Annotated in this window: 14 protein-coding genes; 2 read left to right on the top strand and 12 right to left on the bottom strand. The window is 71.6% G+C overall.

The annotated features are described in order from the left end of the window. Positions 1–80 precede the first annotated feature (80 nt). The 6 genes from ABD999_RS11150 to ABD999_RS11175 all read right to left on the bottom strand — a co-directional run bounded on the left by ABD999_RS11150 (position 81) and on the right by ABD999_RS11175 (position 5,311). On the bottom strand, positions 81–1,280 hold the full coding sequence (locus ABD999_RS11150; RefSeq protein WP_271277993.1) for a cytochrome P450: 1,200 nt from the start codon (positions 1,278–1,280) through the stop codon (positions 81–83). After that, entirely contained in the window at positions 1,280–2,341 is a 1,062-nt protein-coding gene (locus ABD999_RS11155; RefSeq protein ID WP_271277992.1) for a methyltransferase, read from the bottom strand. The genes ABD999_RS11150 and ABD999_RS11155 overlap by 1 nt, the downstream gene beginning before the upstream one ends. Positions 2,342–2,381: 40 nt before the next feature. After that, complete coding sequence (locus tag ABD999_RS11160; RefSeq protein ID WP_345482672.1) at positions 2,382–3,383, bottom strand: aromatic ring-hydroxylating oxygenase subunit alpha; 1,002 nt, start codon at positions 3,381–3,383, stop codon at positions 2,382–2,384. A gap of 81 nt (positions 3,384–3,464) precedes the next feature. After that, positions 3,465–4,265 carry a helix-turn-helix domain-containing protein gene (locus ABD999_RS11165; protein WP_271277991.1) on the bottom strand — a complete coding sequence of 267 codons (801 nt, stop codon included), beginning with the start codon at positions 4,263–4,265 and terminating at the stop codon, positions 3,465–3,467. Between the two features lie 106 nt (positions 4,266–4,371). Further along, positions 4,372–4,854 (bottom strand): ester cyclase, encoded by a 483-nt coding sequence (locus tag ABD999_RS11170; RefSeq protein WP_187281108.1) that lies wholly within the window; start codon positions 4,852–4,854, stop codon positions 4,372–4,374. A 13-nt stretch (positions 4,855–4,867) separates the two neighbouring features. Beyond that, complete coding sequence (locus ABD999_RS11175; protein WP_271277990.1) at positions 4,868–5,311, bottom strand: ester cyclase; 444 nt, start codon at positions 5,309–5,311, stop codon at positions 4,868–4,870. Positions 5,312–5,471: 160 nt separating this feature from the next. Here ABD999_RS11175 and ABD999_RS11180 point away from each other — a divergent pair, with 160 nt between their 5' ends. Further along, positions 5,472–6,476, top strand: a complete 1,005-nt coding sequence (locus tag ABD999_RS11180; protein ID WP_148031012.1) for an aromatic ring-hydroxylating oxygenase subunit alpha — start codon at positions 5,472–5,474, stop codon at positions 6,474–6,476. Positions 6,477–6,498: 22 nt separating this feature from the next. Here the strand turns inward: ABD999_RS11180 and ABD999_RS11185 are convergent, their stop codons facing one another. From ABD999_RS11185 to ABD999_RS11195, 3 genes are all read right to left on the bottom strand, one after another. Beyond that, positions 6,499–7,071 carry a DUF5655 domain-containing protein gene (locus ABD999_RS11185; RefSeq protein WP_271277989.1) on the bottom strand — a complete coding sequence of 191 codons (573 nt, stop codon included), beginning with the start codon at positions 7,069–7,071 and terminating at the stop codon, positions 6,499–6,501. Between the two features lie 31 nt (positions 7,072–7,102). Further along, positions 7,103–8,695 (bottom strand): MFS transporter, encoded by a 1,593-nt coding sequence (locus ABD999_RS11190; RefSeq protein ID WP_345482673.1) that lies wholly within the window; start codon positions 8,693–8,695, stop codon positions 7,103–7,105. Between the two features lie 103 nt (positions 8,696–8,798). Then, positions 8,799–9,170 (bottom strand): VOC family protein, encoded by a 372-nt coding sequence (locus ABD999_RS11195; protein ID WP_187281106.1) that lies wholly within the window; start codon positions 9,168–9,170, stop codon positions 8,799–8,801. A 133-nt stretch (positions 9,171–9,303) separates the two neighbouring features. Between ABD999_RS11195 and ABD999_RS11200 the strand changes: the two genes are divergently transcribed. Continuing rightward, positions 9,304–10,512, top strand: coding sequence for an FAD-dependent monooxygenase (locus ABD999_RS11200; protein WP_271277987.1), 1,209 nt, complete (start codon positions 9,304–9,306; stop codon positions 10,510–10,512). A gap of 1 nt (position 10,513) precedes the next feature. Here ABD999_RS11200 and ABD999_RS11205 read toward each other — a convergent pair whose 3' ends face one another. From ABD999_RS11205 to ABD999_RS11215, 3 genes are read right to left on the bottom strand one after another with little or no spacing between them, the layout of a single operon-like run. Further along, positions 10,514–11,098 carry a hypothetical protein gene (locus ABD999_RS11205; protein WP_271277986.1) on the bottom strand — a complete coding sequence of 195 codons (585 nt, stop codon included), beginning with the start codon at positions 11,096–11,098 and terminating at the stop codon, positions 10,514–10,516. Between the two features lie 27 nt (positions 11,099–11,125). Continuing rightward, positions 11,126–12,565, bottom strand: a complete 1,440-nt coding sequence (locus tag ABD999_RS11210) for an alpha/beta fold hydrolase (protein ID WP_271277985.1) — start codon at positions 12,563–12,565, stop codon at positions 11,126–11,128. Further along, complete coding sequence (locus ABD999_RS11215) at positions 12,562–13,995, bottom strand: alpha/beta fold hydrolase (protein WP_271277984.1); 1,434 nt, start codon at positions 13,993–13,995, stop codon at positions 12,562–12,564. Before ABD999_RS11215 ends, ABD999_RS11210 begins: the two co-directional genes overlap by 4 nt. Between the last annotated feature and the right edge of the window lie 100 nt (positions 13,996–14,095).

The raw sequence follows: 14,095 nt of genomic DNA on the forward strand, positions 1-14,095 counted from the left end.
TATCCTACCTGTCAATGCGGCCGGCGAGAGCGAGGACACGACGGGCGCTCTGTGCCAGGAGAATCCTCCCGCCGGACCGCTCACCACGTCACCGGGAGCGCCTCGGGCCCTCGCACCAGCCGGTCGGCTTTCCAGACGATCTCCTCGGGCTCGACGGCGAGCCGCAGGCCCGGGACCCTGCGCAGCAGACCGCCGACGGCCGCCTCGATCTCCATCTTCGCCAGCGCCGCGCCCATGCACCGGTGCGGGCCGAACCCGAACGTCAGGTGCGGCTCCCGCTCGGCCTCCGCGTCGATCTCGTCCGGCTCGGTGAAGACCTCCGGGTCGCGGTTGGCCGCCGACAGCTGGGTGTACACGGCCTCGCCCTTGGCGATGAGGGTTCCGCCGACGACGACGTCCTCGGTGGCGACGCGGGCGAATCCGCCCGGGCTCTCCAGCGGGACGAAGCGCAGCAGCTCCTCGACGAGGCGGGGCAGCGGCGGGCCGCCGCCCCGCGCCAGCTCGGCGTAGAGTCCGTCGCGGAGCATGACGAACATCATGTCGGCGATCTCGTTGACGGTCGTCTCGTGACCGACCACGAGCAGGGTGACGCCGAACGTGATCAGCTCCTCCTCGCTCATCACCGCCTCGACGTCCCGCGCCCGTACCATGGCGCTGAACAGGTCGGCCGCCGGCGCGACGCGGCGCTGCCCGACCAGCCACCGAAGGTATTCGGTGAGGCTCAGGAACGCCGCCTGGATCTCGTCCGGGGTGAACGCCGTGACCGACATGACGATGTCCGACCAGTCGCGGAACTTCTCCCGGTCGGCGAACGGAACGCCCAGGATCTCGCAGATCACCGAAACGGGCAGCGGCAGCGCGAGATCCCGCATGAGGTCCGCGGGCGGCCCCTGCCCGGTCATCCGGTCGAGCAGGCCGTCGACCTGCTCGTCGATCCACGGCCGCAGCTTCTCCACCCTGCGGGGGGTGAACGCGCGGGCGGCCACCTGGCGGACCCGCGTGTGGTCGGGCGGGTCCATGCTCATGATCATGCCGGGGTTCTGGACGATGTGCGGCTGCAGCCGGGGCAGATCCATCGTCAGGGTGACCGCACGGCTGAACCTCGGGTCGGAGAGCACGAACTTGGTGTCCTCGTACCCGGTGACCAGCCACGCGTCCCCGCCGAACGGCATGCGGACGCGGGCGACGCGCTCGGATTCCTGCAGCTTGCGGTACTTCCCGTCGAGTTCCAGCCCGGTGGTGGGGCCGAACGGGAATCGGTGCACGGTGCGCTCGTCCATCACGCGCTCCCGGCGGGCGTCGTCCCGGCCGGGGCCAGTTCCAGGATCGCCAGGCCGAAGGAGGTCGGGTGCGAACCGGTGATGGTCAGCCCGGCCCGCGCGGCGAGCTCGTCGTACTGGGGGCGGCTGCGTTCCTTTCCTCCGCAGAACAGCAGCATCATCATGTCCAGCCGGGCCAGGCTCCGCTGGTCGCCCGCGCCGCCGACGACCGTCTCGACGACCAGGAGGCGGCCGGTGGGCCCGAGGGCTTCGGCGCCGCGCCGCAGCAACCGCACCACCTGGTCGTCGGGCCAGTTGTGCAGCACGTTCATCAGGACATAGGTGTCGGCGCCGGCGGGCCACCGGCCGAAGAAGTCCCCCTCGGCGAAGGCGATGCGGCCGGCGACCGGCGAGCCGGCCAGGTGGGCCCGTGCCGTGGCGACGCCCGCCGGTGTGTCGAACACCGTTCCGCGGGCTTGCGGGGAGATCTTCAGGATGGCCTGCAGCAGCAGCCCGTGGCCGCCGCCCACGTCCACCACGTCTCCGCGGGCCCGCCAGTCGACGGCCGCGATGACGCTGTCCAGGGATATGCGGGTCTTGTGGGCCATCGCCTGCTCGAACGACGCCGCCAGCGGCGGGTGCTGGGCGAGGTCCGCCCAGACGTCCCGGCCGAAGATCCGCTCGTACACCGGCTCGCCGGTCCGGATCGCCTCCATCATGAGGGTGGGCGTCTGGTCGAGCCGGCACATCGCGCTGTCCATGCGCCACCAGTCGCGCATGCTGACGGGGCTGTCCTCCGTCATCAGCTCCGACAGCCGCGTCGGGCGGTACAGCTCGGAAGCCGCGTCGTACTCGAAGACACCCAGGGACGCGAGGTAGCGCAGCAGGCGGCGCACCGCTTCCTGATCCACCCTCTCGCCCGCGGCCTCGAGTCCTTTGAGTATCGCGTCAGCAGGGGCGCCGCCGGGCGCGACCAGGTCGGCCAGGCGCAGCGTCGCCGCCACGCGGATGGCCCAGGGCGCGACCGTGTCGGTCAGGGCCAGCATGGTGCCGAACGCGTCGTCGGCCTGGATGTCGGGCATGGCATCGGACACCTTTACTCCGTTCGGGAGCGCGCGGCGGTCAGTTGAGGAACTCCCGTGCCGGATTGGCACGGGGATAGGTGCGCATGTAGTCCAGGAACATCGCCAGGGTCTTGTCACGCGCGGTGAGCAGGCCCGGCTGGAAGTGGATGGTGTCGAAGATGTCGGAGTCATCGGAGTAGAACTGCATCTGCGCCTTGAACACCCGCTGCAGCGCTTCTTCCGCCGCCTCCTCGGTCTCCGACCCGTCCTTGCGGATCCCGTACACGAAGAACGAGTCCGTCCGGCCGGGAGCGGGCAGGCTGGGCGAGGTCATCCAGAAGTACCAGCGCCCGTTGAGCAGCCCTGTCTGCAGGAACAGGTTGGGGCCGTGGATGTCGATCCGGACGTCGTACGCGGTGCCGTCCGGCAGCGAGCCCACGAGGTCGTAGCCGTGGCTGTGCTCGGTGCGCCGCACGGTGTCGGCGGGCGGCACCTTCAGGTCGAACCCGTGCGGCAGGGACAGGTGCTGCAGGTCGAGGGTGTGGGCCGAGACCATCCAGGGTTCCATGGCCAGGTGCCCGAAGCGTCCGCGCCGGGCCCGGATCTCCTCCTCCGGGCAGGGCAGCCCGGGGATCCGGAAGATCGGTTCGGTGCCGTTGAAGGCCCACACGACGCCGAACCTCTCCTCGGTGGGGAACCTGAACAGCCGCGCGCCCTCGGGCACCGCGTCGCCGCTGCCGGTCCGGCGGCACACCCCCTGCTCGTCGTAGGTCCAGCCGTGGAAGCGGCATCTCAGCAGCCCGTCGGCGGCCGTCCCCACGCTGAGGTCGGCCCCGAGGTGCATGCAGTACGCGGACAGCACCGACGGCCGCCCTGACCGGTCCCGGAACGCCACCACGCGCCCGCCCAGGAACTCCGCGCCGACGACCACGCCCGGCGTCAGATCCTCGGCCATACAGATGGGATACCAGCTCTGTGTGTAGAGTCCGTCGTCGCCTTCGTGGGGAAGGTGCGGGCTCGTCGGCCGGGGCACCGGGGCGTCGAGACTGGTCACGGTCACCTCCGCTGGGGGAATAACGCGGTGGCCCAAACGCTAGGTCAGGCCGATCGCCGGTACTTCTTCGAGCCTGCGCAAAGGCCGTCAGGTGCTGACCGTCGAGTCCAGCAGGCTTTCCTGCGCCGCCAGCAGCGGGGAGACGAAGACGATGGGGGGATCGCTCGGCCGGCGCGGGCGCAGGTCGATGACGATGCTGCTCTGGGTGACGTGCCCGCCTCTGACCTTTATGTGCCCGTACGAGCCGACCAGGCAGAGGCCGGGCACGTCGCTGGTCATCAGGTCCTCGACGTCGACGTCCGGCGGGAAGCTCATCGCCAGCGCCATGTAGGAGCCGTCGGGTCCGACCGCCAGATCGGCCTCGCTGGTGCCCCGCGCCATGGCGCAGGCCGCCGGCCAGCCCTGGGGGATGCCGGACTCGAAGAGCCCGATCAGCGCGAAGTCGCCCGGCCGCAGGTTGTTGAGCCGCACCCGGAGCGTCCGGGCCGGCTCGGGCTCCGGTGGCGGGGGCGCCGCGGCGTCGAGCACCGCTTCCCAGGACTGGTCGGCCATCTCGCTGATCAGCCGCCGGAACTTGCGCGGGGACACCCCGACGTGCCGCGCGAACTGGTGGGAGAACGTGCCGAGACTCGTGTACCCCACCTGCATGCAGATCGTGGTGATGTCCAGGTTCGTGACGGCGAGCAGCCGTTTCGCCTCGGCGATCCGCAGCGCCGCCAGGAACCGCGCGGGGGTGGTGGCGGTGATGCCGCGGAACACGCGCAGGAAGTGGAACGGGCTGAAGCACGCGGTCTGCGCCAGGTCGTCGAGCGAGTGGGTGCGTGACAGGTCACGCCGGATCTTGCTGAGGACCTGTTCGACGGCCCGGAGCCGATGATCGTCTGACATGCCGGGCTTGTCCGTTGCGCTGCTTCCGCGGATCCGCACGCTTACCTCCAGCTCCCAGTAGCATCCGCTGACGGGGTCGGGGTTGTCCACGCCGCCCGGCCGTCGTTCAGGCCGGCCTGGAGGGCTCCGGCCACATCGACGCCCAGCCGCCCTGGGCGCCGTGCGTCTCCCGCAGCAGATCCGGGATCTTGGCGACGTCGAAGACCCCCCAGTGCTCCACGATCTGCCTGCCGTCGAAGCGGAACGTGTTCGATCCGCCGATCGCGAAGGACCGGCCCGTGGCCGGGATGCCCATGAACTCGCCGGTGTGCGCGAAATGCAGCTCGATGGCCTGGGACAGGAACTCCCCCTCGCACACCGAGACCAGGACCTCCACCTTGGTCGTGGTCAGGGCGTCGGCGGCCTGGCCGAACCGGTGCGCGACGCCGTCGCGGCCGGGCGGATCCCACGGAGGCGCGAAGTGGTCCACGAACTCCGGGGCCAGCACCTCCTCTATCGCCGACAGATCCCTGGAGAAGAGGACGGCCCCGCGGAAACGCCGGACGACCTCTTCCCGTTCAGCCTTGACTGTCGCCAGTTCGTCGTTCACACGCCCTCCCAGGTCATGCGGTCGCCTCCAGCAGCTCGCCGTCGATGAGCCCGAGCTGCTCCAGGAGATGGACGGTGTCGGCGACCCCCCAGTGCTCGACCACCTTGCCGCCGACGATGCGCAGCTGGCCCATCAGGGCGCAGCGGACGGCCCGGCCGGTGGGTTCGATGTTCAGATAAGGGCCGGAATGGGTGGCCGAGACCGTGAGCCGGGTGCTGACGAGGTCACGCTCGGCGATCATCTCCTCGACGTGGATGTGGATGTCCGGGAACGCGGCGATGAAACGCTGCATCTCCCCGCCCACCTCACTGGCGGGCATGGCCCCGTCCCGCCCGTGGTGCACCATGTCGGGCGACCAGTACTGCATCATCTGCGAGACGTCGCGGACGTTCCACGCGTCGACGAGCTTCCCCACGACGGCCTTGTTCGCGGCGAGCTGGTCCGTATCGACGTGCACGGTTCCTCCCAGTCGGATGACACCTCCTTAGGCAAACACATCGACGTATGCCGGGTTTCTTCGAGATTGTCGTTCTGACGGGCTCGATTGACCCCGCCGTCAGGCGGCGGTGAGACTGAACGCGATTCAGCTCCCCCCGCCAGGAAGGTCGGAACCCGTCATGACGATCACGGACGACGTACGACACCGGCCCCGCTCCGAGCCGATCCCCTCCGAGGGCGAGGACGGGTTGTTCACCCAGACCTGGCACCCGGTGTGCCTGAGCGACGCCCTGCCCGAGACCGGCGGCATCGTGGGCGCCGACCTGCTGGGCGGCAGGGTGGTGGCCGTGCGCTGGCCCTCCGGTGAGGTGGCGGTGTTCAGCTCCTACTGCGTCCACCTGGGCGCCGACCTCGCGGTGGGCAGCCTTGAGAGCGACGCCATCCGCTGCGCCTTCCACGGCTGGCGGTACGGGATGGACGGGCGGTGCGTCTCCGCCGGAGGCACCCCGGTCGATCCGCGGGCGCGGTTGTTCCGCTTCCCCACGGTCGAGGCCCACGGCATCGTGTGGGCGTTCAACGGCTCCGCGCCGCTGTTCGAGCTGCCCCGTGCGGACCCGCCCGTGCCCGGGGCGCGCGTCGCGACCCGGGCCATGGCCTTCGACCAGCAGCTCGCGGTGGATCCGTGGGTGGTCGCGGCCCAGACCATGGATCTGCAGCACTTCGCGCTCCCGCACGAGGGGAAGTTCGTCGAGGACCCCAACGAGTCGGTCACCTGGGACGAGTTCTCCGTCGGCTACCGCTACCACGCGCTGATGCCGGGCGGCGAGGAGTACCGCGTGTGGGCGTCGATCCACGGCAGCAACATCTTCTGGCAGCAGGGCACGCTCGACGGCCGCTGGTTCTACTGGATCACCGGCATGGCGGCGCCCCGGGCGCGGACGACCGCCTCGTTCTTCAGCTGGGGCACCCACGTGCTGCCCGGCGAGCCCGCGGAGAAGGCCGAGGAGTTCCTCACCAAGGCACAGGCCTTCATGTTCAACCTGCTGGCGGAGGACGCGCCGGTGCTGATGACGATTCACTACACGCCCGGGTTGCTGACCCGCGGCGACGCCGCGCTCGCCGACTTCTTCGCGTACCTGCGCAGGTATCCGCGGGCCAACCCGGCTCGGCACTATCTGCGGTGACCCGGCGTGCCGGGGCCGCGAATCAGGCGTTCTGCTCGTACGCCTGCCGCAGCAGCGCCCTGACCTCGTCGTCGACCTGTTCGACGGCGGTCAAGCCCAGCTTGTGGGTGGACTGGCCCGGCGCCGTGGCCTGCTTGAGCCGCTGGTCCGCCGGCGGGTCGGTGAAGCGCAGGCCGAGATCCATCCGGCTGGCGGTGGCCGGCTGGATGGCGGCGAACTGCCGCTTGCGGTTCACCGCGACGAAGCCGGCGCGCACCTCCAGGGTCACGTCACCGCCGAGCCCGGTGGCCGCCTCCACCAGCGCTTCGTAGATCGGCTTCAGCGCCTGCCTGGATCCGTCGTACTGCGCGGCGAGATGATCGTCGGCGGTGGGCTCGGACCAGCCGGCTTCCTTGGCCGCGGCTGTGGCGACCGCCTCCTGCTGCGGTTTGGTCAGCCCGTGCTCGGACTTCAGCCACTGCCGCACGGCGCGCTGGTCGAGCGGGTCGAGTCCGGACTCGCCTACCGAGGCGACCCACTCCTCAAGCGACTTGCCGGTCTTGTCGGGTAGAGAGGCCGCCACGCGGACCAGCATCTCCGCTCCTGAGAGCGCCATGGCCAGGTTTCCTTTCACTGGATTGCGGAAGTCAGCCCCAGGCTCCGCCCGGGTCCTGCTCGGGCGCCCGCACGCGGCTCGCGACCACGGCGGCCACCACCATCAGGACGGCGCCCACGATCAGCGCGGTGTTCAGGCCGCTGGTGAAGCTCTGCCCCACCGCCATCTCGATCCGGGCGCCGACCTCGGGTGTCACCCCGCCGACCTGCGGCAGAACGCCCTGGGCCGCCACCGAGGTCTGCTCCACCGCCTTGCCGGCGGCGTCCTGCGGGACCCCGGCCGCCGTGAGGCGCCCGGGAAGGTCGGCGGCGACGCGCAGGCTGATGACGGTGCCGATGATGGCCGTGCCGAGAACCGCGCCCAGCATGAGCGCGGTCTGCTGCATGCCCGACGCCGTCCCCGCGAGGTTGGCGGGGCTGTGCCCGAGGATCACCCCGACGGCCACCGGCACGATCGCGCCGATCCCGACGCCCATCAGCCCCAGCGACGGGCCGAGCAGCGCGTACGAGGAATCGGCCTGCAGCAGCGCGATCCCCACCGAGCCGAGGGCGACCAGGACGGCGCCGAGCATCATCGGCACGCGCGGGCCCCGGTCGCTGCTCAGCTTGCCGCCGACCGCGGCGCCGACGCCGAACAGGACCGTCTGCGGGAGCAGCAGCAATCCGGCGGTCAACGGCGCGTGGCCCTGCACCTGTTCCAGGTAGAGGCCGAAGTAGAAGTAGCTGCCGAAGGCGACGAAGGCGGCCATCGCGATGACCACGACGGCGGCCGAGAGCGACGTGGAGTGGAACAGGCGCAACGGCAGCACCGCGTTCGCCGAGGTCTGCTGCCGCCACAGGAACAGCCCGCCGAACAGCGCGAAGGCCACGAAGAGCAGCCCGGTGAACAGGTCGAGGCCGTCCACGGGGATGCGGACGATCCCCCACACCAGCGCCAGCAGCGCACCCGACAGCAGGATCACGCCCGGGATGTCGATCGGTGCGACGAGCCGCCGCTCGCGCCCCTTGTCGATCAGCAGCAGGCCGGCGATCACCACGACCACGCAGATCGGCACATTGAGGAAGAAGATCCCCCGCCAGCCGAACTGACCGACCACCAGGCCCCCGACGAAGGGGCCCGCCGCCATGGCCAGCGCGCCGAACCCGGCCCAGATCCCGATGGCGGTCTTCATGCGATCGTACGGGAACAGGTTCCGGATGATCGCCAGGGAGTTGGGCGCGAGCACCGCGCCGAACAGGCCCTGCGCGACGCGGGCGGCGATGAGCACTTCCACGGAGCCGGCGAGTCCGGCCGCGACGGAGCTGGCGGCGAAGCCGACCATGCCGACGAGGAAGGTGTTGCGGTGGCCGAACCGGTCACCGATCTTCCCGGCCGTGATCAGGAAGACGACCACCGCGAACATGTAGCCGTTGCTGACCCATTGGAGCTGGGTGAGCCGGGTGCCGAGTTCGACGGCGATCATCGGGTTCCCGATCGCCATCACGGTGGAGTCCAGCGCCTCCATCATGGCTCCGAGAGAGACCAGCACCAGGGTGATCCACATCCGGGTCGAGACGGTGCCTGCGGGCGCGTGGTCGTCCGCATCGGATGGTGACCACGTTTCGTCGCGGGGTGGTTGCGTCATGGTTTCTCCCACCTCAGTACGCCCTTCGGGCGAGGCGCGTACCGGGCGCTAGACGATGGGCGGGCCACCACGCGGGCCGGGCCGCGCGGTGGTGACGGTCGGGTCAGGCGCCGCCGCCGTCGGTGATGATGAACGTGTTGCCGTCAGGGTCGGTGATCGTCGCCTGCTTGCCCCAGGGCGTCGGGGTGGGGTCGTCGATGGAGAGACCGGCCCCGCGGAGGGCGGCCACGGCCTCGTCGGTGTTCTTGGTCTCGAGCATGGCGTTCTGGACCTGCGGCGTGTTCGGGATCCAGTTGCACAGCACCAGCGTGGTCTGCCCGCCCTTGGGCGCCACCTCGATCCAGCGCAGGTTGTCGCCCATCGGCATGGGCTGCTCGGTGCGGACCTCGAAGCCGAGTTTGTCGACGTAGAAGGCCTTGGCGGCGTCCTGGTCGGTGACGGGAACGGTGAGTTTCTGAAGATGCGTGATTTCCATGCGGCAATCGTAGGTAGGGAAGATCCTACCCGTCAAGGGTCGGCTGCTTCCTACGCGTCGGCGTCGCGCGCCCGGTACGAGGGGCCGCAATGTGGGAGAAAAGTCGCGCCCTCCTGTCGGGCATGCTCGGAGGATGGACGCGACGAGACGAGGCCGGATCCTCGTGGCGGGCGGCGGCATCGCCGGGCTGGCCCTGGGCATCGCGCTGCGCCACCGCGGGCTGGACGCGGTCGTCCTGGAGCGTTCGGCCGAACCCGAGCGGGCCGGCGGCGGGCTGGTGCTGGCCCCCAACGCCGTCAAGGCGCTGGCCGCGATCGCGCCCGATCTCGCCCGTCGCGTCCGGGAGGCGGGCCACCCCGCGGGCGCCCGCGGTTCGGCCCCGCACCGCAGCGCGTTCCTCGACCATCGCGGGCGGGTGCTCGGGTGGGTGTCGTTCGACGGGTACGAGGACCGCTGGGGCATGCCCTCGGTCACCGTCCTGCGCGCCGACCTGCACCGGCTGCTCCGCGACGAGGCTCAGGCGGCCGGGGCGGAACTCGTCGAGGGCCGCGCCGCCACCCGTTACCTCCACGGTGACTCGGGCGTCGGACTGGTCACCGGCACCGAGGAGGTCCTGAGCGGGGACGTCCTCGTCGGCGCGGACGGCATCCACTCGGCCGTCCGCGCCCAGTTGCTGGGCGACGGCCCACCGCGCTACCGGGGGTTCACCGCGGTGAGAGGCATCGGGCCGGCGCCCGCCGCGTACCCGGACGGCTTCATCGCCTACGGGCGGGGCCTGGTCCTGTTCACCGCGGCCATCGGCGGCGGCGAACTCTACTGGGTCGCGTCCATGACCGCCCCGCGCGGCGTCATGCCGTCCCTGCCGGTCGCCGAGGCCCTGTCCCGGGTGCACGAGCGCGTCGGCGGCTGGCACCCGGACCTGCGGAAGGTGACGACCTCGGCGGACCCGGCCGGGTGTGTGGCGCACGACGTCTTCGACCGCCCGCCACCGCGCACGTGGGCCCGGGGCCGCGTCGTGCTCGCCGGTGACGCCGCGCATCCCATGGTCTACACCCTCGGTCAGGGTGCCGGGATGGCCCTGGAGGACGCCGTCGTGCTGGCCGGCGTGCTGGCCGGCGGCGTCTCGACGACCGCGGCGGTCGAGGCGGCGCTGCGTCGCTACGCGGCGGAACGAGGGCCGCGGGTGCGCAAGGTCGTGCGCCAGTCGCGGATGCTGGGCCGCGTCGCGCACGTGCGCTCGCCGCTGCTGGCCGTCATCCGCGACGCGATGCTGAGGGCGATGACCCGGGGAGGCGATACCGGCGGGCAGAGCTCCGACCTGTTCGGGTGGGCGCCCCCGTGACCTATCGCCGCCGGTCCGCCAGGTAGGCCGCGCCGCGCGGAGAGATCCGGTAGCCGGTGCCCAGGCTGACGGTGAGGCCGAGATTCTTGAGTTTCCGCACGTCCAGCTTGAACTGGGCGGCATCGCGGCCCAGCTCTTCGGCCAGGTCGGCGGCCCGTTCGGCGGGCCGGCGGCTGATGATCTCCAGGGTCGCCGCCGTCCACGGCCCGGTCTTGCTCGCCCGGTCCAGCCGGGCCAGCCTGGCCTCGACGTCCTCCAGGTCCGCCGCGGTGAGCTCGCCGGAGGCGGCGAGCTCGTCACGGGGATCCGGCTCGTCGACGAACCGGATGCGGAGCCGGTACACGGGGTCGCCGGTGCGCCCGCGAAGGTCGCCGACCACGGCGGCGGCGGACGGGTAACCGGCCGCCGCCGCGTCGGCGTCCGTGATCTGCTCGGGGGTCACGACGTCGACCGCGTCGACCGCCACCTGTCCCAGCGCGGTGCGGTACACGTTGCCCGCGGTCGCCTGCCGCTGCCGCCAGCGGCGGAACAGGACGGTGATGGCGCCGCGCCGGATGCCGTCGTGCCGTTCCTTCTCGATCAGCATGAGAGGAAGGCTACTTCCCGGCGCCGGTCAGCCCCGGCCGGACGCAGCCGGTTCCAGGAGCCGGTCCGGGTTGGGGCAGACGTGGTCGGGGCCCGGCGTGCTCCCCGTCAGCAGGAAGTCGCAGACCAGCTCGTTCAGTCCGGTGTTGCCGTAGAACGGGAAGACCCGGTGGTGCGCCGTGTCCGCCACGGTCACGAAAGTCGAGCGCTCCCCCAGCACCTCGTGCATCCGCCGGGCGGCCGCCCAGGGAGTGGACATGTCCTCGTCGGCCGCCACCAGCAGGTAGCTGCCGCCGCCGGACTCCGTGCCGAGCCGGGTGGCGGGCTCCGCCGGCGGGACGGGCCAGAACGCCGGCGCCTTGATCCCGTTGAGCGCCGCGCCGGTCCAGGGGAACTCCCCGGCCGCCTTCAGCATGTCCTGCTCGTAGAGCGCCGGGCTGCGGGGCCAGAGCGCGTCGCCGGCCAGGATCGCCAGCTGGGCGACCGTGCCGCTCTCCTCCTTCGGCTCGCCGAACATCCGGGCGAGGAACTCCATGCTGCTCGCGTCCAGGTCCGCCTGGGTGAGCAGGTGGCGGAGGATGTCGGCGAGGACGGGATAGGCCTTCTCGCTGTTGAGTATCCCGACGGGGATCAGCCTGGCCAGGGTGCGGTCGAGGGGGAACCCCATCAGCGTGACGGGCTCCCCCCGGTCCACCGCGGCGAGGACGGAGTCGTAGGCGGCCCGGACCTCGGGGCCGGCGGTGCCGAGCCGGTAGGTGGCGTGCTGGGTGGCGGCCCACCTGCACCACCGGTTCAGCGCCCGTTCGCCGTTCGCCGGGAAGTCGGTGAACAGCCCGCGCCACACCCAGTCGGGGCTGCAGATCGCGTCCAGCACCGCGCGGTTCAGGTGCGCGCCGAACATCTCGCCGTAGACGGCGCCGAGATAGGTCCCGTACGAGTACCCCAGGTAGTCGATCCGGTCCGCGCCCAGCACGCCGCGGATGACGTCCATGTCGCGGCAGATGTTGCGGGAGTTGGCGTGGGCGAGCAGGTCGAGCGTCCCGGCCGAGCACTTGGCGGCCACCGTGGCCTGGTAGCGCATCTCGGCGTCGAAGGACTCGGGCTGGTGGAAGACCCAGAAGCGTTCCTCGGGTTCGAGGTCGCAGAAGACGGGGGTGCTGGCGCCCATGAACCGGTGGTCGAACCCCACGATGTCGAACGCCTCGGTCAGCCGTTCGGGGAGGCTGCCGAGCAGCGCCGCCAGGAGAGCCAGGCCGCTGTTGCCCAGGTCGTCGCCCGGGCCGACGAGAAGCACCCCCTGGCGGCGGCCCGTCGCACTGTGCCTGGCGATGCCGATCTCGATGTCGCGTTCCCCCGGCCGCCGGTAGTCGAGGGGCACCCGCAGCACCGCCCGGCGGGCGCCGCCCAGCGCGGGGTCCGGCTCGCCCCATGCGACCTGCTGCCGGTAATAGGACGCCGGCTGGTTCATCGACGGGCCTCCCCATCCTCGTAGGAGTCGTCGCCCACGACGACGTCGGCCTCCGGCAGCCGCCCGGTCATCAGGAACTCCTGCGCCACCGCGTCCACCCGGGGGTCGCCGGCGAAGGGGAAGATCCGGTGTTCGATCACGTCCCGCAGCATGACCAGCCGGGACCGGTCACCCAGCAGGCCGCGCAGCCGTCTCGCCCCGGCGTCGGAGGTGAACATGTCACGCTCCGCCTGGATCAGGAGCACGCCGCCCGTCTCGCGGGGGCCGAACACGGTCGGCGGCTCCAGCGGCTGGACCGGCCAGAAGGCGCCGGCCTTGACGCCGAGCAGCGCCCGGTCCATGAACCCGGACGCGTCCTGAACGGCCGCCTCGTACTCCTCCAGCGCCCGCGGCCAGGCCGCGTCCCCGCACAGGATCGCCAGTTGCGCGGCGGCGGTGCTCGCGTCGCGGGGCACCGCGAACATCGAGCCGATGAGCTGCTGGGTGCCCGGCTGGAGTGGCGCGCCGGACCTCGCCGACCGGATGACGTCCTCCAGGGCCGGATGTGAGCGCCGCGAGCTGAGCAGCATCATGGTCAGCACCCGCAGGAACTGCTCGTCCAGCGGCACCGGCACCCCCGGCAGCGTGACCCCCGCCGCCCCCGCCTTGCGGAGGACCTCGTCGAAGGCGTCGCGCACCTGCTGGGGGGTGTCACCGAGGGGACCCTGCGGGCGCGCGGTCGCCGCGCACCAGTGCCGCAGCGTGGCCTCGCAGTTGCGCGCGAAGTTCGTGAACAGGCCCTGCCACACCCAGTCGGGGCTGAGGACGCTGTCGAGGATCACCCGGTCGGCGCGGTCGCCGAACAGCTCGCAGTAGACGGCGGCGACGTAGGAGCCGTAGTTGTGCCCGAGCAGGCAGACGCGCTCCTCGCCGAGGGCACGCCGGACGGCGTCGATATCCCGGGCGATGGCGCGGGTGGTGATGTGCGGCAGCACGTCGACGGAGTGGCCGGCGGCCTTGGCGGCGAGCTCGGCCTGGAACCGGACCTCTTCGGCGAACGACTCCGACTCGTGGAACACCCAGAAGATCTCGCGCTGGTCCAGCCCCCACCGCAGCGGCGCGCTCTCGCCGCTGAAGCGGTGGTCGAACCCGATCACGTCGAAGACGGCGGCGACGGACGGCGCCAGCGCCGCCCTCACCTGCGTGGCCATCGCGATGCCGGAGCTGCCCGGGTCGTCGGGGGTGACGACCAGGACGCCCCGCCGGGCTCCGGGCCCGGCGGCGGGGTAGCGGACCAGGGCCAGGTCGATCGCCGGCCCATCCGGGTCGCGGTGGTCGACGGGTACGGGCACGCGGGCCCGCTGTGAGCCGTCGCCCGCCTCGGACCAGCGGATCGGCGCGGGCGGTGCGGGGACGTCGCCGGCCGTACGGGCGCTGCGGGCTCCGCTCATCGGATACCTCCCGGGGAAACCCCCGCCTTCAGGCGGGGGAGGAATCGGACCCCTGCGGAGCAGGACAGGGGCAGCCGATTCGCCGCCAGGCCAACCGGCT

It is taken from the genome of Nonomuraea ferruginea, from assembly GCF_039540635.1.
Classification (GTDB): Bacteria; Actinomycetota; Actinomycetes; order Streptosporangiales; family Streptosporangiaceae; genus Nonomuraea; species Nonomuraea ferruginea.